The organism is Phenylobacterium sp. NIBR 498073 (assembly GCF_027286305.1).
Taxonomy (GTDB): domain Bacteria; phylum Pseudomonadota; class Alphaproteobacteria; order Caulobacterales; family Caulobacteraceae; genus Phenylobacterium.
The window spans coordinates 3,686,245-3,703,072 of sequence record NZ_CP114599.1 but is presented as its reverse complement, the minus strand read 5'-3'; the positions used below and the strand labels follow the sequence as shown (position 1 = coordinate 3,703,072).

The following is a 16,828-nucleotide window of genomic DNA, read 5'->3' as shown; positions in this document are numbered from 1 at the left end:
CTACTGGCCGCCCGCGAGCCAGCCGTCTTCGCGCAGGCGGCCGACGCGGGCGCGGGAGACGGGGGCCTGCAGGCCGCCCTTGAGGTTCAGACGCAGGTTGCGGCCGTCCTCGACGACGCCTGTAATGGCCGAGCGGGCGACCCACCAGGAGCGGTGGGTCTGGGCGCCTTCGAGGTCCTTGAGGCCCTCCATCGCCTGGGAGAGCGACATCAGCACCAGGGCCGAGCCCTGGGGCGTGTGCACGCGGACGTAGTGGTCCTCCATCTGCAGGCAGAGCACCGTGCGGCCCAGTTGCGGCGGCAGGCGCTCGCGCGGGTCGGCCGAGGCCGGGTTCGGTCCGCCGGCTGCGGCGCGCGGGCGGGTCGCCCAGAGCACGGCGGCGGTGATCAAGGCGCTGATCAGCAGGCATTGGGCGTACCATTCGAGCCAATGGACCTGACCGACGACCGGCCAGAGACGCAGGGCCAGGGTGCGGCTGACCACGGCGGGGAGCGCGGCCAGCAGGGCGACCGCCGGCGGCGTCCAGAGCCAGAGCGGGACGCCGCGCTGGGCGGCCCAGGCCGAGAGGCGCGGCAGGCTGAACCCGAAGGCCAGCCAGCCGACCCAAAGGTTGGCGACCCAGTAGGCCATGCGCACGGGCGCTGAGTCGTTGAGGTAGCTGCCGAACGGCCCGATGGCGCCGAGGACGAGACCGAGCGCGGTCGCCGCGGCGAAGCCTGTCGCCGCCGTCCGCCATTTCGCCCGATCGCCGCCCGCCGATTCCATAGGCTGACCCTAGCAAAGGAGGGCCGCAGCCGCAGCCGGGTCGCCCGGCCGCGAACCCGTTCGCCCGTTCACGCAGAACCACTGGCGCAGGGCGAGATCGGAGGCATCGCTGGGCCCCCAACGTACCCTTCGAGAGTTCTCGCCCATGCCTCTGCTGTCCCTGATCGCCGCCCTCGCCCTGGCCTCCGCTGCGCCGGAAGCCGCCCCAATGCAGGCGCCGGCGGTCACGACGAGGCCCGCCGACGCGGCGGCGTTCTCGCGACTGACCGTGCCCGACGGCGACGGGCTGGCGATCGAGGCGGGGGTGTGGACGCCGCCCGGCGGAGGGCGCGGCCTGCCGCTGGTGGTGATCTCGCACGGCAACGGCGGCGACTTCCGCAGCCATGAGGACACGGCCCAGGCCCTGGCCGCCGCCGGCTTCGTGGTCGCGGCGCTGACGCACACCGGCGACAACTGGCGCGACCAGAGCCGGGCCACCGACGTGGCCGGCCGACCGCGGCAGCTGTCGGTGCTGATCGACTACATGCTGACCGGCTGGGCCGGGCGCGTCGCGATCGATCCGCAGCGGGTCGGCGCGTTCGGGTTCTCGGCCGGCGGCTTCACCGTGCTGACGGCGGCGGGCGGGCAGGCGGACGTCTCGCGCATCGGCGAGCACTGCCAGGCGAACCCGGGTTTCTATGACTGCCGGCTGATCGCGGCGCGGCCGGTGGCGGAAGGCAGCCCGGCATGGACCCGCGATACGCGGATCAAGGCGGCGGTGGTCGCAGCGCCCGCCCTGGGCTTTGCGTTCACCCGCGAGGGTCTGGCCGGGGTGAAGCAGCCGGTCCAGCTCTGGCAGGCGGGCGGCGACCAGGTGCTGCCGGCGCCGTGGTATGTCGAGCCGGTCCGCGCGGCGCTGCCGACCGCGCCGGAGTTCCATCAGGTCGAAGGGGCGGGGCATTTCGACTTCCTGCGGCCCTGCACGCCGCAGCTGGCGGCCGCCGCGCCGGCGGTGTGCGCGCCGACCCCGGGGTTCGACCGGGCGAAGTTTCACGAGCGGTTCAATGCGGAGGTGGTGCGGTTCCTGAAGACGCGGCTTTGAGGGCCGGCGGAGGTGTCATCCCGGAAGGCGCGTCAGCGCTTGTCCGGGACCCATTCGCGCTGGAGCGGGAGAATGGGGCGCGGCCGAGCCGGGGCCTGGTCCATCCGGTGTCTATGGGTCCCGGTCTTCGGCTGCGCCGAAACCGGGATGACAGCGGGGGTGTAACACTTAGCTTTTACGGAAACTTTTTCTTGCCAGGCGCGGTCTCAGATAGTTAGCTAGTGCGGAAACTAATTGGAGCCGAGCCGATGAGCCTGGTGCTGCACTTCCATCCGCTGTCGTCCTACTGCCACAAGGTGCTGATCGGGCTCTATGAGCGCGGCACGCCGTTCGAGGCGCGGGTGGTCGACCTTTCGCAGACGGCGGGCGAGTTCGCGGCGCTGTGGCCGACCGCGAAGATCCCGCTGCTGGTCGACGGCAAGCGGGTGGTGCCGGAGACCAGCATCCAACTGGAGTATCTCGACACCCGCTATCCGGGCCCGCCGATGCTGCCGGCCGATCCTGAGGCGCGGCTGGAGGCGCGGCTGTGGGACCGATTGTTCGACCAGTACGTGATGACGCCGATGCAGAAGATCGTTGCCGACCGGATGCGGGCCGACGGCGAGAAGGACCCGCGCGGGGTCGAGAACGCCCGCGACATGCTGCAGATGGCCTATGGCCTGATCGACGGGCATATGGCCGGACGGACCTGGGCGGCGGGCGAGGCCTTCAGCCTGGCCGACTGCGCGGCGAGCCCTGCGCTGTTCTATGCCGGGATCGTTGAGCCGTGGGGCGAGGAGCGGGGCGAGCTGGGGGCCTATTTCGAGCGGCTGATTGCGCGGCCGTCGGTGGCGCGGACGCTGGCCGAGGCGCAACCGTTCTTCGACTACTTCCCCTATCGCGAGCTGATGCCGGCGCGCTTCCTGGAGGAGGCGTGAACGGGGGCGGCGAGGGGTTGGACCGGGTGTTCACGGCGCTGGCCGATCCGGGGCGGCGGGCGATGATCGACCGGCTGGCCAGCGGCCCGGCCTCGGCCAGCGAGCTGGCGGCGCCGACGACCCTGGCGCTGCCGTCGGTGATGAAGCATCTGGCGGTGCTGGAGGCGAGCGGCATGGTCTCCTCGCAGAAGGCCGGGCGGGTGCGGACCTATCGCCTGGCGCCGGACGCCTTCGCCGGGCTGGAGGCCTGGGTGGCGCAGCGCAAGCGGGCCTGGAACGCGCAGTTCGACCGGCTGGACGCCTATCTGGCGCAGACCAAGAGCAGAGACGACCGATGACCTCGGCGAGCCACACCAGTTTCGTGATCGAGCGCCGGTTCGCCGCCCCGCCGGCGGCGGTGTTCGGGGCCTGGGCCGACCTGGAGGCCAAGAAGCGCTGGTCGGACTGCCACGTCGACGAGGGCGAGACCGAGCTGACAATGGACTTCCGGCCCGGCGGGCGCGAGAGCTATCGCGCGCAGCTGCCAAGCGGGGTTAGCCAGCGGGTCGAGAAGGTGTTCTTCGACATCGTGCAGGATGCGCGGATCGTCTTCGCCTACGACGTCGAGATCGGCGGCCGGCGGCTGTCGGCCTCGCTGGTGACCGTCGAGTTCACCGGCGAGGGCGAGGCGACCTTCATGCGGATGACCGAGCAGCTGGCCTATTTCGACGGCCACGACGACCTGGAGGACCGCATCCACGGCACCCGCGAGGGGATCGAGCGGCTGGCGCTGGAGGTCGAGGCGGGCGGCGCCCACTGAGGATCAGTGGGCCGAGCTCTTGGAGAAGACGTTGATCACCAGCACGCCGGCGAGGATCAGGCCCATGCCGACCATGGCCGGCGGATCGAGCCGCTGCTTGAACAGCACCCAGGCGATGATGGTGATCAGCACGATGCCGACGCCCGACCAGATCGCGTAGCCGATCCCGACCGGCACCGTCTTCATCGAGTGCGACAGGCAGTAGAAGGCGACGCCGTAGCCGACTGCGGTGATCAGCGACGGGACCAGCTGGGTGAAACTGTCGGACGCCTTCAGCGCGCTGGTGGCGATCACCTCCGCAACGATGGCCAGGCCCAGCCAAGCGTATCCGTTCATCCCTGCTCCTCATCGAACTCGGCGCTTGTGCAGATCGCCAAGCGGGTGGAAGCATATAGCCGGTCGGGGTCACGAGCGCCCGCTCCCAAGAGGCGGGCGCCTCCAGTTGGGAGGGCCCATAGGATGGGCAGACCAGGTTCCGGCGCCGCACGCGCCATCGCCCTCGTCGGCGCGGCGGGAGCCGGTAAGACTAGCCTCATGGAAGCCATGCTGTTCGCGGCCGGCGCGATCCCGCGCCAGGGCGAGGTCGGCTCGGCCAGCGTCGGCGACGCCAGCCCGGAGGCGCGCGCCCGCGGGCAAACCATTGAATTCAATGTGGCGGGCTTCGAGTTCATGGGCGACCGCTATGCGGTGATCGACTGTCCCGGATCGCCGGAGTTCTCGGGGACCGAGGACTTCGTGCTGCCGGCGGTCGACCTGGCGATCATCGTCGCCGACCCGAACCCCGCGCGCGCCCATCTGCTGCAGCCGATCTTCAAGGAGCTGGAGGCGCGGCGGACGCCGCATGCGGTGTTCGTCAACAAGATCGATCAGGCGCGCGGCGGGCTGGACGAGCTGATGGCCGCGATGGCCCCGGCCTCGGGAAACCGGCTGGTCGCGCGGCAGATCCCGCTGGTCGAGAAGGAGCACGTGACCGGGTTCGTCGACCTGGCGCTGGAGCGGGCCTTCGTCTACCGGCCGGGCCAGCCGAGCCAGCAGATCGACCTGACCGGCGAGGTCGCGGCGGCCGAGGCCGATGCGCGGTTCCACATGCTGGAGCAGCTGGCCGATTTCGACGATACGCTGATGGAGCAACTTCTGTCGGACCTGAGCCCCGACCAGGACGCGGTGTTCGCCGACCTGGCGGCGGACCTCGCCCAGGGGCTGATCACCCCGGTGTTCTTCGGCTCGGCGCTGAACGGGTTCGGCGTGCGGCGGCTGCTGAAGGCGCTGCGGCACGAAACGCCGGACGTGGTGGCGGCGGCCGCACGCATGGGACTGGACGGGCCCTGCACCTACATTTTCAAGACCTCCTACGCCGGCCAGGCGGGCAAGATCGCTTATGGCCGGGTGATGCAGGGCGAACTGGCCGACGGCCAGGAGCTGACGCTGAGCGGCGGCGACAAGGCGCGGGCGGGCGGGCTGGTCACCTTCTCCTCGCCAAGCGGCAAGAAGACCGACAAGGCGCTCGAAGGCGAGGTGGTCGCGATCGGCAAGCTGGAGGCGGCGATGCCGGGCATGGTCGCCTCGATGGACGCCAAGGCCCGCAGCCTGGCGCAGCCGGCGTTCCCGCCGGCGACGCTCTACTCGATGTCGATCTCGGCCAAGGACCGCAAGGACGACGTGCGGCTGTCGGCGGCGCTGAACAAGCTGGCCGAGGAGGATCCGGCCATCGTCGTCGCCCAGGATCCGGCGACCCAGGAGACCATCGTCTCCGGCCGCGGCGAGGCGCATCTGCATGTGCTGCTGGAGCGGCTGAAGCGCAGGTTCGGGGTCGAGGCGGCGACCGGGCGGCCGAAGGTCTCCTACCAGGAATCCCTGCGCAAACCGGTCACCCAGCGCGGGCGGCACAAGAAGCAGACCGGCGGCCACGGCCAATTCGGCGACGTGGTGCTGGAGATCAGGCCGCGGGCGCGGGGCGAGGGCTTTTCGTTCTCGCAGAAGATCACCGGAGGGGTGGTGCCCAAGCAGTGGATTCCCTCGGTCGAGCAGGGCGTGCGCGACGCCATGGAGCGCGGCGCCTTCGGGTTCCCGGTGACCGACGTCGAGGTGGTGCTGGTCGACGGCTCGTACCACAGCGTCGACTCCTCGGAGATGAGCTTCCGGGCGGCCGGACGGCTGGCGATGAGCGAGGGCCTGCGGGCCGCCGCGCCCTATCTGCTGGAGCCGGTCGAGAAGCTGATCATCCACGCGCCGCAGGCCTCGACCTCGAAGATCACCCAGGCGGTGTCGGCGCGGCGCGGCCAGATCCTCGGCTTCGCGCCGCGCGAGGGCTGGAGCGGCTGGGACGAGATCGAGGTCTGCCTGCCCAGGGCCGAGCGTCAGGACCTGATCCAGGAACTGCGCGGCCTGACCCAGGGGCTGGGCGAGTTCACCGCGCAGTTCGACCACATGGCCGAACTGCCCGGCAAGCTGGCCGAGCAAGTGGCGAAGGGCGAGCAGCACGTGGCTTAACAAATGGCGTCATCCAGGAAGGCGCGGAGCGCCTGTCCGGGACCCATTCGCGCCGCGTTGGCGGAATGAGGCTCGGCTGAGTCAGCACCTCAGCCATCTGGTGTTCATGGGTCCCGGTCTTGCTGCGCAAACGGGGATGACAGCTTGAGTCAATGCTTGCCGCGGTCGCGGCCGAAGTTGGGTTCGGCGCTTTCCTGGCCGGCGGCGATGATGCCGCGGCGGATTTCGCGGGTGCGGGTGAAGAGGTCGTAGAGCTTGTCGGACTCGCCCCAGCGGATGGCGCGCGACAGGGCCTGGAGGTCCTCGGTGAAGCGGCCGAGGATTTCGAGCACCGCGTCCTTGTTGGCCACGAAGACGTCGCGCCACATGGTCGGGTCGGACGCGGCGATGCGGGTGAAGTCGCGGAAGCCGCCGGCCGAGTACTTCATCACCTCGGCCTGGGTGACCTCCTCCATGTCGGCGGCCGTGCCGACGATGTTGTAGGCGATCAGGTGCGGCAGGTGGCTGGTGACGGCCAGCACCAGGTCGTGGTGGCCGGCGTCCATCTGTTCGACATTGGCGCCGAGCGCGCGCCAGAACTCGGCCAAGCGGCCGGTCGCCTCGATGTAGGCCTCGTCCGCGCGCGGCTGGGGCGTGAGGATCACCCAGCGGTTCTGGAACAGCTCGGCGAGACCGGCGTCGGGGCCCGAATGCTCGGTGCCGGCGATCGGGTGACCGGGGACGACGAAGACGTCAGCGGGCAGAGCCTTGGCCATGGCGTCGGCGACGCTGCCCTTGACCGAGCCGACGTCGGTGACCGTGGCGCCGGGCTTGAGCGCCGCGGCCGCTGCGGCGGCGGCCTCTCCCATCGCCAGCACCGGGACGGCCAGGACCACCAGGTCGGCGTCCCTGACCGCCTGCGCGATGTCGCCGGTGACCTCGTCGGCGTAGCCGAGCTCGGCGATGCGGGCGCGGTGCGCCTCGCTGGCGTCGGCGACAAAGACGTGGCCGACGGCGCCGGCCTCGCGGGCCGCGCGGATCACCGACGAGCCGATCAGGCCGCAGCCGATCACCGCCATGCGCGGGTAGATCACGCTCATGCGCCGGCTCCGTTCAGAAATTCGCGCAAGGCCTCGACCACGGCGCGGTTGTGTTCCTCGAGGCCGATGGTGATGCGCAGGTGATTGGGCAGGCCGTAGCCGGCGACATTGCGGGTGATCAGGCCCCGGGCGCTGAGGAAGGCGTCGGCCTCCTTGGCGGTCTTGCCGGGCGTGGTCGGGAAGCCGACCAGCACGAAGTTGGCGGCCGAGGGCAAGGGCTCAAGACCGAGGCCGCCGAGCTGTTGGGCCAGCCAGGGGCGCCAGCGGTTCACGAGGTCGAGCGAGCGGCGCTGGAAGTCATCGTCGCCGAGGGCGGCGACCGCGGCGAGCTGGGCCGGGATGTTGACGTTGAACGGCAGGCGGATGCGGTCGACGGCGGCGGCCATTTCCGGCGGCATGTAGGCCCAGCCGACCCGCAGCGCGGCCAGGCCGTGCAGCTTGGAGAAGGTGCGGGTGACGACGACGTTCTCGAACTCGCGCACCATCGACATGCCGTCCTCATAGGCCGGGTCGTCGCAGAATTCGGCATAGGCGCCGTCCAGGCAGAGGACGACGCTGGGCGGCAGGGCCGCGTGCAGGCGGCGGATCTCGGCGCCCGAATTCCAGGTGCCGGTCGGGTTGGCTGGATTGGCGACGAAGACGATGCGGGTGCGCGCATCGACCAGCTTAAGCAGCTCGTCGACGTCGATGCGGTAGTCGGGCTCGGGGGCCATGCGCACTTCCGCCTGGCAGGCGCGCGCGCCGATGGCGTAGGCGCCGAAACCGAACTCGCCCTGGACGATGTTGTCGCCCGGTTCGAGGAAGGTCTGGTTCAGCAGCTGGAAGATTTCGTCCGAGCCGCAGCCGAACAGCAGGCGCTCGGGCTCCAGGCCGTAGGTCGCAGACAACGCCTCGCGCAGGATGGTCGCGCGCCCGTCCGGGTACATCTGCAGCTGGTCGAAGGCGGTGGAGAACGCCTCGCGCGCCGCGGGGCTGGAGCCGAGGATGTTCTCGTTGGCCGACAGCTTCAGCGGATGCTCGACCCCTTCGACCTTCGACTTGCCCGGCACGTAGGGGGCGATATCGAGGATGCCTGGCTTGGGCGTCGGGCGCGGGGCGGAGGCGCGGTCGAGAACGGTGTCGGGCATGGCTTCGGCGGCAGGAGCTCGGCGGCGATGGAGGGGAGCGCCGTCTTACACGTCGATCGGCGCCGGCGCAGCCCCGATGACGCCGGTCAGGCGGCCGGGGGCGCGGGCCAGCCGCTCGTCGCCCGGCTGGTAGAAGCCCATCAGCGCGAACAGCTTCAAGCCGCCGGCTTCGGCGATCAGGTCGCCGGCGACGCCGTCGCGGCCGAGCGCACCCTCGATGGCCTGGGCCGTGCCGCCGGCGTCGGTGACCCAGTAGGTGAGGTCCGCGCCGGTGGGTTCGACCTCGACGTCGGCGACGGCCAGGGCGGTGTTCGGGCCCCAGGCCGACAGGCACGGCAGGGCGGCGAACACTTTCAGCTTCGGCTCGGCCAGCAGGCGGCCCCACCAGGGGGTGTCGCACGACAGGGCCAGCACCGCGACGCCGCCGAGGGTCTTGGCGCCGGCGATGGCGTCCTCGGGGCGGGCGACCTGGCGCAGCGAGGCGGCCGCGCCGAAACGCAGGCGCGCGCCCTCGACCGCGCGGCCAGGATCGCGGCCGCCGAAGACGCTGATGTGGAACGGGCCCTGGCGCGAGAGGCTGTCGCCGATCAGTTCGCGCCAGATGCGCACGACGAGGCTGGGGCGGGCGGCGTTGCGCGGCCGCTCGAGCAGGCTGCGGATGAGCTGGGCCTCGCGGCCGGGGCGCAGGGCGAACTTATCCGCATCGCCCGCCGCGGCCTTGGCGGCGGCGACCTCGACGGCCAGGCCCGCACGCTCGTCGACCAGGGCCAGCAGCTGGGCGTCGATCGCGTCGATGCGCGCGCGCACGGCCTCGAGGGTGGGCGGAGCGGACTTGGGATCGGCCTTGGCCATACTTTCCCCCGAAAACGAAGGTTCGGCGCATAGGTCATCGCAGGCGAAGGCGCAATAGGCCCCTTCGCCGCAAAAAAGTTGCACCAGATACCTGTTGCCGCGCAAGGCGGCGCGGGCGGCTAGCGGGGCTTGCGGAACACCAGGACGAACTGGTCGGTCTTGCCGCGGATGGCCGGGTCGAAGACGCTGGCGGTGTGGGGATCGGCGGCGTCGGCCAGCAGCGGGCTTTCGCTCTCCAGCACGAAGCCGGCGGCCTTCAGGTCGCTCTTCACCGCCTCGGGGTCGATGCGGTGCAGGCTGTCGGCGGCGCTGATGCCCGAGCCGGGCACGGCGGCGTGGTCGACCACCAGCAGCACGCCGCCGGGCTTCAGCGACTTGAAGAGTTCGGCGTCGACCTTGGCGGCCATCCCGGACGGGAACGGCTTCAGGTAGAGGTCGTGATAGTTCTGGACGGTGACGATGGCGTCGAGGCCGTCGGGCAGGTCGAGCTGCTGGAAGCTGGCGTCGAGCGGGGTGACGTTCTTGTAGGCATCCGCCACCTTCTTGAGGTTTTCGCCGTAGGACGCCTGGAACTTGATGAACTCGGCGGGCTGGTAGGCGTAGACGTGGCCGGTCGGCCCGACGGCGGCTGACAGGACGCGGGTGAAGTAGCCGCCGCCGATCACGAAGTCGGCCACCTTGTCGCCGGTCTTGATGTCGGCCAGGGCCAGCAGGTCCCCGGGCTTGCGGGTCGCATCGCGGGCCACGTCGGCGGCCGGACGGGCCGGGTCGGCCAGGGCCGCGGCGATGTTGGCCGGAGGCGCGGCGAAGGCCGAGGTCGCCAGGGCGGAAGCCGCCAGGCCGGCGGCGAGCACGAGGGCGAGGATGCTGGTGCGCTGGGTCATGGGGGACGCCTCTCCTTTTGGCGGCAGGCTAGCTGTGCAAGGGCGGTTCTGGAATATCGTTGTTATCGATTTGAGCCGGCCGGCGGCTCGGCTCAGATAGGCGAGCGGGGTGACGGGCGCCTCGCCCAAAGGGGGGATGGGCATGGGTCTGGATCGACGGAACTTCCTGGCCGGGGCGGCGGGCGCCGGGCTGGCGCTGAGCCTCGGCGGCGCTGCGGCGGCGCAGGTCGATGGGCTGGCGAAGATCACCGGCGGGGCGGCCCCGATCTCGCCGCAGGAACGCCTGGCGCGGATGGCCAAGGCCCAGCGGCTGATGAAGGCGCAGGGGCTGTCGGCGCTGGTGGTCGAGGCCGGTTCCTCGCTGACCTATTTCACCGGCGTGCGCTGGTGGCGCAGCGAGCGGGTGACCGCCGCGATCATCCCGGTCGAGGGCGAGACGCTGATCGTCACGCCGCACTTCGAGGAGCCGTCGGTGCGCGAGACCCTGGCGGTCCCGGCGCAGGTGCGGGTCTGGCAGGAGGATGAGGATCCGGCCCTGGTCGTCGCCGACTGGCTGAAGGCCCGCAAGCTGGCGGCCGGCAGGATCGGGGTCGAGGAGACGGTCCGCTTCTTCGTCCATGACGGCCTGGCGCGGCGGCTGCCCGATGCGACCTTCGTTTCCGGCGCCGACGTCGTGCGCGGCTGCCGGATGATCAAGTCGCCCGCCGAGCTGGCGCTGATGCAGCTGGCCGCCGACGTGACGGTCGCGGCCTACCGCTACACCCACGGCAAGGTCGAACGCGGCATGACCCAGGCCGAGGTCGGGGCGATCATGAACAAGGCCACCCGCGCGCTGGGCGGGACGCCGGAGTTCGCGATGGTGCTGGTCGGCGAGGGCGCGGCCCTGCCGCATGGCTCGGAGAAGCCGCAGGTCGTGCGCGAGGGCGAGATCGTGCTGATGGACTGCGGCTGCACGGTCGAGGGCTATCAATCCGACATCTCGCGGACCTTCGTGTTCGGCGAGCCGACCGGCGCCCAGCGCAAGGTCTGGAGCGAGGTGGCGCGCGGCCAGCAGATCGCCTTCGAGACCGCCCAGGTCGGCGTCGCCGCCGGCGCCGTCGACGATGCGGTGCGGCGCCACTACGAGAGCCTGGGCTATGGACCGGACTACGGCCTGCCGGGGCTGTCGCACCGGACCGGGCATGGCATCGGCCTGGACGGCCACGAGCCGATCAACTTCGTTCGCGGCGAGGCGACGAGGCTGGCGCCGGGCATGTGCCTGTCCAACGAGCCGGGACTCTATCTGCCCGGCCGGTTCGGGGTGCGGCTGGAGGACTGCCTCTATATGACCGAGCAGGGGGCGCGCTGGTTTTCGACGCCGCCGACCTCGATCGATCGGCCGATGGGCTGACATCCTGCTGACAGGTTCTGGCGCCGGAAGCGGCGATGATGCGTTTCGTCATCGCGCGTCTGGAGTATCGCCATGGGCAAGCACATCGCCTTCATCGTCATCGACAACTTCGCCGACTGGGAGCACGCGCAGCTGAGCGCCGCGGCGCGAACCTATTTCGACGGGGCGACCTCGTTCCATACGCCGGGGGGCGGCCGGTCACCTCGATGGGCGGCATGACCATCGATCCGGGCGCGGCCATCGAGAACCTGCAGCCCGAGGCCTATGACGCGCTGGTGGTGATCGGCTCGGACGGCTGGACCGGCGACGACGCGCCCGACATCGCCTCGGTGCTGCAGGCCGCCGACGCGGCCGGCAAGGTGGTGGGGGCGATCTGCGCCGGGACGGTGGCGGCGGCGCGGGCCGGCCTGCTGGACAGCCGGCGGCATACCTCGAACGCCCTCGACTTCATGCGCCACTACACGCCGGGCTATCGCGCCTGGGACCTCTATGTCGACACGCCCGCGGCGGTGCGCGACGGCACGCTGGTGACGGCGGCGGGCTCGGCGCCGGTCACCTTCACGATCGAGGTGCTGGGGGCGCTGCATCCCGAGCGGGCCGAGAGCCTGGCGCAGTTCCGGGAGATGTGCGCGGCGGAGCTGGCGGGGTAGGCGTTCGCCAGCGCACCTGCTGTCATCCCGGAAAGCCCGCAGGGCTTGTCCGGGACCCATTCGCGCAGGAAGGGGTGATGGGGCCCCGGCCGAGCCGAGTTCTGATCCATCCGGTGTTCATGGGTCCCGGTCTTGCTGCGCAAACCGGGATGACACGCGATGGGATTCGGTAGGCGTCAGTACACCTTCGGCGCCGGGCCGATGGCGACCGGACCGAGGGTGGTCTGGCCGGCCTGGAAGGTGACGTTGGCGCGGGCGACGTCGTCGTTGCCCTGGCGGGCGGCGGCGACCGCCGAGGCGGCCATGGCGGCCTCCGGGCGAATGACCCCGTTCTCGGCCATGGCGCCGAGCGCCTTGGGCGCCTCGCGCAGGGTGACGTCGAGCGAGCCGTTCAGGCGGCCGTCATAGCCGACGCTGAGCACGCCGGACTGGGCGCCGATCACCGCCTCGCCCGCGGTGATCCCGGCCTGGCGCACGGTCATGCGGCCGCCCGCCGTGGTCCAGGCGCGGACCGCTTCGGGCCAGTTCGCGCCCTTGAAGGCGCTGATCTTGGAGAGCAGCGAATCCCAGGAAATCGAGATCGGCTTGTCGCCGGCGATGTGGGCGAACAGGCCCGAGAGCCGGGCCTTGCCGGCGTCGACCTTGAAGAACACCGCGGCCTGGTCGTCCGGGCCGGGGCGGAAGTGGAACTCGACCTTGTCGGCGGCCGACAGCGCGAACGGCTGGGCGCCGGGCGTCGGCGTGAAGGCGAGCTTGGTTCCCTCGAACGAAAAGCGCGGCAGCGGCTGGTCGAGGCCAGCGAGGCTGGCGTGGATCACCTCGCCCTTGACCTCGACCGGGCCGCCGACCGGGCGGGTGAAGGTCAGGCCCTGGGGCGCGGCCAGCACCCAGGACGACAGGCCGTGCATGAAGGCCTGGGCCTCGAGCTTGGGGGCGGCCAGCGCCCAGCCGGACGGCTCGCGGACCTTGGCGTCGTCGAGCTGGATATTGAGCCGGAACGGGTAGCCGTAGATCCGCTGGTTGCTCCAGGCGACGTCGTAGCCGGCCTTGCGCAATTGCTCGGCGCCGGCCTCCAGGCGCTTGGCCGCCTCGCCGCGCGCATAGACCCAGGCGCCGCTCCAGGCGAGCGCGGCCGCGCCGGCGAGGATGAACGGAATGTAGAGCGCCGCGCGTCGGGGTTTGCGGTGGTGCGCCGGATCGGGCACACGGGTGGAAGGCGGAGCGGGATTGTCGCGGCGGGCCATGTCGGTTGAGCGTTGGGTCTTCGGTTACGGGTCGCTGATGTGGCGTCCGGGGTTCGAGTTCGTCGAGCGCCAGAGCGCCACCCTACACGGGCGGCGTCGCGCCTTCTGCATCTATTCGGTGCACCATCGCGGCACCTATCAGCGGCCAGGCTTGGTGCTGGGCCTGGCGCCGGGCGGCGCGGTGCGCGGGGCGGCCTATCGGGTCGCCGAGGAGCACTGGCCGGCGACCTACGAGTACCTGCGCGAGCGCGAGCAGCCGACCGAGACCTATGTCGAGGCCAAGGCCAATATCAGGCTGGCGAACGGCCATCGGGTCGAGACCCTGGTCTTTCTGTCGGACGTGCACCATCCGCAGTGGGCCGGGGCGCTGTCGCTGGAGAAGCAGGCCGAGCTGATCGCCGGGGCCCATGGGCTGTCCGGGCGCAATGTCGACTATCTGCGCGACCTGGTCGTCCACCTCTGCGAGATGGGGGTGCACGACCCGGTGATGGAGAAACTGCTGGGCATGGTCGAGGCGCGCGAGCTGGCGGCGCGGTGAGGACTTTCCCTCCCCTTCATGGGGAGGGAAGGCGCGTCACAGCTCCAGCAGCGCGTTCGAGGCGGTTTCGGTGCGCTCCTGCAGGGTGCGCATGAACTCGGCGCGCTTCAGGCCCGGCTGGATCGGCTCCAGGTACTCGAAGACGATGGTGCCTGGCTTGCGGGTGAAGCCGTGCTTGGGCCAGTGGACGCCGGCGTTGGTGGCGACCGGGTGCACGGGCACGTCGATCTCGCGGTAGAGGGCGGCGATGCCGGGCTTGTAGTCGGGCGCGGCGCCCGGGGCGGTGCGGGTGCCTTCCGGGGCGATGATCACCTGGCGCTTGTCGGCGAAGCGTTCCTGGGCGTCCTTGACCAGCTTGCGCAGGGCCGCGGAGTGGCCCTCGCGGTCGACGACGATCATCTTGGCCTTGATCGCGTACCAGCTGAAGAACGGGATCCACATCAGCTCCTTCTTCATGACGAAGCAGGCGTCCGGCATGAAGGCGAACTGGGCGAAGACGTCGAACATGCACTGGTGCTTGGGGGCCAGCAGGGCAGCGCCGGTCGGCATGTGCTGGCGGCCGCGAACCTCGACCTTGATGTCGCAGACCACGCGCAGCAGGACGATGATGCCCTTGGCCCACATGCGCATCATGCCGGTGCACCAACTGCGCGGGGCGGGCAGGACGACGATCGCGCAGCCGACCGCGACGAGGACGGACCACAGGTAGAACAGGAAGGCGAAGGCCAGGGAGCGCAGGGTCGTCAAAAAGGTCAGCCTTTCTTCGGCGGGGCCGGTTCGTTGCGGGGGCCCAGGCCCAGCACCGCCTCGCGGCCCAGGATCGCCAGATACTTGCAGTACTCGGTCACCATCAGCCGCGCAGCCCCGCTGGTCCGCCACCAGCGGCCGGCGTTCATCACCGAGGTGGAGACCGGATAGGGGGTCAGACGCTTGTCGGGCATGGCGCCGCGCAGTTCGAGCATGGCGCGCGGCATATGGTAGTCGGCGGTGACCACGATCAGGCTGTCGAAGCGCATGGCGCGGGCCCACTCCTGGGTCTCGCGGGCGTTGCCGAGGGTGTTGGCGGCGTCGAAGCCGAGGTCGACGCAGCAGTCGTAGAGCCGGCGCACGGCGCGGCTGACCACGCGGATGTCCTCGCGCGAGGCCTCGCGGCTGACGCCGGAGACCAGCATGCGGCGGGCCTTGCCTTCGGCCAGCAGCTCCATCGCCGCGCCGATGCGCTCGTTGGAGCCGGCCCCGGTCAGGGCGACGACGCCGTCGGCGACCGCCGGCTGGGGGGCCGGCGTCGAGCGCTCGACCCGTTCGGCGAAGGCGAGCAGGCCGGCCGCCCAGATGGCGGCGGCGACGAGGAGGGCGGTCAGGCCTTTCACGCCAGCTCCCGGACCATGGCCTGGGCGGTGAAGCGCGCGGCGAGCGCCGCCACGCCGCCGGCCACCAGCGGCGCGGGCAGGACGGACAACAGATCGATCCAGGCGATCGGCAGCACGGGCGTCAAACCTTGGCCTCCCCCCGCCAAACGCAACAGAGCCCCCATGATCGCCGCACCGCCGGCTCCGAACAAGCCCGCCAGGGCGGCCATGCGCGCGAAGCGGACCTGGAACAGCCGGGCGATGAAGCTGTCTTCGGCTCCGGAGAGGTGCAGCACCTCGACCACCTCGCGGCGGGCGGCGAGGCCGGCGCGGGTGGCGAAGGCCACCACCGCGGCGGCGGCCACGGCGATCAGCCCGAACACCGCCAGCCCGGCCCAGCGGGCGGTGCGGGCCGAGCGCTGAATGTCGGCCATCCAGACCGAGTGATCGTCGACGACGGCGTCGAGGCCCTGGGCCTTCAGAGCCTGGTCGAGGGCCGCGGCGCTGGCCGGCCGCTCGCGGGTGAGCTGGACGGCGACGAGCCGCGGCACGGGCAGGTCGGAGAGGTCGGCGTCGCCGAGCCAGGGGGCGATCAGCGCCTCGGCCTTCTCGCGCTCGATGGCGCGGGCCTCGGCGACCCCGTCGACCCCGGCGAGGGTTTCGGCGGCGCGGGCCGCCGCGCCGTCCGGCGTTTCGTTGGCCTTGGGCCGCACGATGATCGTCGCCTGGCCTTCGAGCTGGTCGGTCCAGTCGCGGGCGGCGCGGTCGGCGGCGAGCACCGCCAGCAGGGTCAGGCAGGCCAGGAAGCAGAGCACCGCCACCACGAAGGTCAGCGAACCGTCGCGGGCGTCGGATTCCGGCAGGAACGGGGCGGGTCGCCAGCGGGCGACGTCGAAGTCGCTCATCGGCGGGCTCCCTGCGCGACCAGGCGGCCATGCTCCAGGTGCAGCACCGGCATGCCCGAGCGGGCGACGAGGTCCTGGTCGTGCGTGGCGAACAGCACCGTGGCGCCCAGGCGGTTCAGCTCGACGAACAGCTTGAGGATGCGCAGCGCCATGTCGGGGTCGACATTGCCGGTGGGCTCGTCGGCCAGCAGGATCTCGGGGCGGTTGACCACGGCGCGGGCGATGGCCAGGCGCTGGCGCTCGCCGCCGGACAGGGTGGCGGGCATGGCGTGCATCCGGTCCTTGAGACCGACCCAGGCCAGCAGTTCGGCGACGTCGTCGCGATAGGTGTCCGGCTTGCGCCCCTCGATCCGCAGCGGCAGGGCGGTGTTGTCGAACACCGAGAGGTGATCGAGCAGCTTGAACTCCTGGTAAACCACCCCGATGCGGCGGCGCAGGAAAGGCTGGGCCTCGCGCGCGATGGTCGAGACGTCCTGGCCGAACAGGTGCATGAGTCCTTTGGACGGCTTGGCCGCCAGGAACAAAAGCTTCAACAGCGAGGTCTTGCCCGCTCCCGAGGCGCCGGTCACGAAGTGGAACGACCCCGGCTCCAGTGAGAAGGTCAGGTCCTTCAAAGTCTCGGGGGCGCGACCATAGCGCATCGACACATCATCGAAGCGGACAACGGCGTGATCGGCGTCGGTGGCGCCTGTGGCGTTCGGGTTTCTGGACATGGGGGCCGAAATCGGCGACCTCGGTGGAGGTTGCTGGAGCGTCCG

20 protein-coding genes are annotated in these 16,828 nt (G+C 71.0%); 9 read left to right on the top strand and 11 right to left on the bottom strand.

Annotated elements, in window-relative coordinates:
• Complete coding sequence (locus O4N75_RS18500) at positions 1–765, bottom strand: LytTR family DNA-binding domain-containing protein (RefSeq protein WP_269626914.1); 765 nt, start codon at positions 763–765, stop codon at positions 1–3.
• Positions 766–910: 145 nt separating this feature from the next.
• Here O4N75_RS18500 and O4N75_RS18495 point away from each other — a divergent pair, with 145 nt between their 5' ends.
• The 4 genes from O4N75_RS18495 to O4N75_RS18480 all read left to right on the top strand — a co-directional run bounded on the left by O4N75_RS18495 (position 911) and on the right by O4N75_RS18480 (position 3,562).
• Positions 911–1,846, top strand: coding sequence for a prolyl oligopeptidase family serine peptidase (locus O4N75_RS18495; RefSeq protein ID WP_269626913.1), 936 nt, complete (start codon positions 911–913; stop codon positions 1,844–1,846).
• A 248-nt stretch (positions 1,847–2,094) separates the two neighbouring features.
• A complete protein-coding gene (locus O4N75_RS18490; RefSeq protein WP_269626912.1) occupies positions 2,095–2,763 on the top strand; it encodes a glutathione S-transferase family protein in 669 nt (222 codons plus the stop codon).
• A complete protein-coding gene (locus tag O4N75_RS18485; protein ID WP_269626911.1) occupies positions 2,760–3,101 on the top strand; it encodes a metalloregulator ArsR/SmtB family transcription factor in 342 nt (113 codons plus the stop codon). The genes O4N75_RS18490 and O4N75_RS18485 overlap by 4 nt, the downstream gene beginning before the upstream one ends.
• Positions 3,098–3,562: an SRPBCC family protein gene (locus tag O4N75_RS18480; RefSeq protein WP_269626910.1), complete on the top strand. Its 465-nt coding sequence runs from the start codon at positions 3,098–3,100 to the stop codon at positions 3,560–3,562. Before O4N75_RS18485 ends, O4N75_RS18480 begins: the two co-directional genes overlap by 4 nt.
• A gap of 3 nt (positions 3,563–3,565) precedes the next feature.
• Here the strand turns inward: O4N75_RS18480 and O4N75_RS18475 are convergent, their stop codons facing one another.
• Positions 3,566–3,898, bottom strand: coding sequence for an SMR family transporter (locus tag O4N75_RS18475; protein WP_269626909.1), 333 nt, complete (start codon positions 3,896–3,898; stop codon positions 3,566–3,568).
• Between the two features lie 123 nt (positions 3,899–4,021).
• On the opposite strand from O4N75_RS18475, the gene O4N75_RS18470 reads away from it, so the two are divergent.
• Positions 4,022–6,052, top strand: a complete 2,031-nt coding sequence (locus O4N75_RS18470) for an elongation factor G (protein WP_269626908.1) — start codon at positions 4,022–4,024, stop codon at positions 6,050–6,052.
• 149 nt (positions 6,053–6,201) lie between these two features.
• Here O4N75_RS18470 and O4N75_RS18465 read toward each other — a convergent pair whose 3' ends face one another.
• The 4 genes from O4N75_RS18465 to O4N75_RS18450 form a co-directional block, all read right to left on the bottom strand.
• The gene (locus O4N75_RS18465) at positions 6,202–7,131 is read right to left on the bottom strand and encodes a prephenate/arogenate dehydrogenase family protein (RefSeq protein WP_269626907.1); all 930 of its coding nucleotides are present in this window, start codon (positions 7,129–7,131) and stop codon (positions 6,202–6,204) included.
• Positions 7,128–8,258 (bottom strand): histidinol-phosphate transaminase, encoded by a 1,131-nt coding sequence (gene hisC, locus O4N75_RS18460; RefSeq protein WP_269626906.1) that lies wholly within the window; start codon positions 8,256–8,258, stop codon positions 7,128–7,130. The genes O4N75_RS18465 and hisC overlap by 4 nt, the downstream gene beginning before the upstream one ends.
• Positions 8,259–8,303: 45 nt before the next feature.
• Complete coding sequence (locus O4N75_RS18455) at positions 8,304–9,110, bottom strand: chorismate mutase (protein WP_269626905.1); 807 nt, start codon at positions 9,108–9,110, stop codon at positions 8,304–8,306.
• 119 nt (positions 9,111–9,229) lie between these two features.
• A complete protein-coding gene (locus tag O4N75_RS18450) occupies positions 9,230–9,994 on the bottom strand; it encodes a methyltransferase (protein WP_269626904.1) in 765 nt (254 codons plus the stop codon).
• 142 nt (positions 9,995–10,136) lie between these two features.
• Between O4N75_RS18450 and O4N75_RS18445 the strand changes: the two genes are divergently transcribed.
• The 3 genes from O4N75_RS18445 to O4N75_RS18435 all read left to right on the top strand — a co-directional run bounded on the left by O4N75_RS18445 (position 10,137) and on the right by O4N75_RS18435 (position 12,034).
• Positions 10,137–11,384: a Xaa-Pro peptidase family protein gene (locus O4N75_RS18445; protein WP_269626903.1), complete on the top strand. Its 1,248-nt coding sequence runs from the start codon at positions 10,137–10,139 to the stop codon at positions 11,382–11,384.
• A 72-nt stretch (positions 11,385–11,456) separates the two neighbouring features.
• Positions 11,457–11,603, top strand: coding sequence for a hypothetical protein (locus tag O4N75_RS18440; protein WP_269626902.1), 147 nt, complete (start codon positions 11,457–11,459; stop codon positions 11,601–11,603).
• The gene (locus O4N75_RS18435) at positions 11,600–12,034 is read left to right on the top strand and encodes a DJ-1/PfpI family protein (protein ID WP_269626901.1); all 435 of its coding nucleotides are present in this window, start codon (positions 11,600–11,602) and stop codon (positions 12,032–12,034) included. Before O4N75_RS18440 ends, O4N75_RS18435 begins: the two co-directional genes overlap by 4 nt.
• Positions 12,035–12,210: 176 nt before the next feature.
• On the opposite strand, the gene O4N75_RS18430 is transcribed toward O4N75_RS18435, so the two are convergent.
• Positions 12,211–13,278 (bottom strand): DUF2125 domain-containing protein, encoded by a 1,068-nt coding sequence (locus tag O4N75_RS18430; RefSeq protein ID WP_269626900.1) that lies wholly within the window; start codon positions 13,276–13,278, stop codon positions 12,211–12,213.
• On the opposite strand from O4N75_RS18430, the gene O4N75_RS18425 reads away from it, so the two are divergent.
• Positions 13,277–13,816, top strand: coding sequence for a gamma-glutamylcyclotransferase (locus tag O4N75_RS18425; protein ID WP_267231443.1), 540 nt, complete (start codon positions 13,277–13,279; stop codon positions 13,814–13,816). The two genes, O4N75_RS18430 and O4N75_RS18425, sit on opposite strands and share 2 nt — an antisense overlap.
• Before the next feature lie 36 nt (positions 13,817–13,852).
• Here the strand turns inward: O4N75_RS18425 and O4N75_RS18420 are convergent, their stop codons facing one another.
• From O4N75_RS18420 to ftsE, 4 genes are read right to left on the bottom strand one after another with little or no spacing between them, the layout of a single operon-like run.
• Positions 13,853–14,563 carry a lysophospholipid acyltransferase family protein gene (locus O4N75_RS18420; RefSeq protein ID WP_269626899.1) on the bottom strand — a complete coding sequence of 237 codons (711 nt, stop codon included), beginning with the start codon at positions 14,561–14,563 and terminating at the stop codon, positions 13,853–13,855.
• A 5-nt stretch (positions 14,564–14,568) separates the two neighbouring features.
• Entirely contained in the window at positions 14,569–15,186 is a 618-nt protein-coding gene (locus tag O4N75_RS18415) for a YdcF family protein (RefSeq protein ID WP_269626898.1), read from the bottom strand.
• Complete coding sequence (locus O4N75_RS18410) at positions 15,183–16,070, bottom strand: ABC transporter permease (protein ID WP_269626897.1); 888 nt, start codon at positions 16,068–16,070, stop codon at positions 15,183–15,185. Before O4N75_RS18410 ends, O4N75_RS18415 begins: the two co-directional genes overlap by 4 nt.
• Positions 16,067–16,783, bottom strand: coding sequence for a cell division ATP-binding protein FtsE (gene ftsE / locus O4N75_RS18405; protein ID WP_269626896.1), 717 nt, complete (start codon positions 16,781–16,783; stop codon positions 16,067–16,069). Before ftsE ends, O4N75_RS18410 begins: the two co-directional genes overlap by 4 nt.
• Between the last annotated feature and the right edge of the window lie 45 nt (positions 16,784–16,828).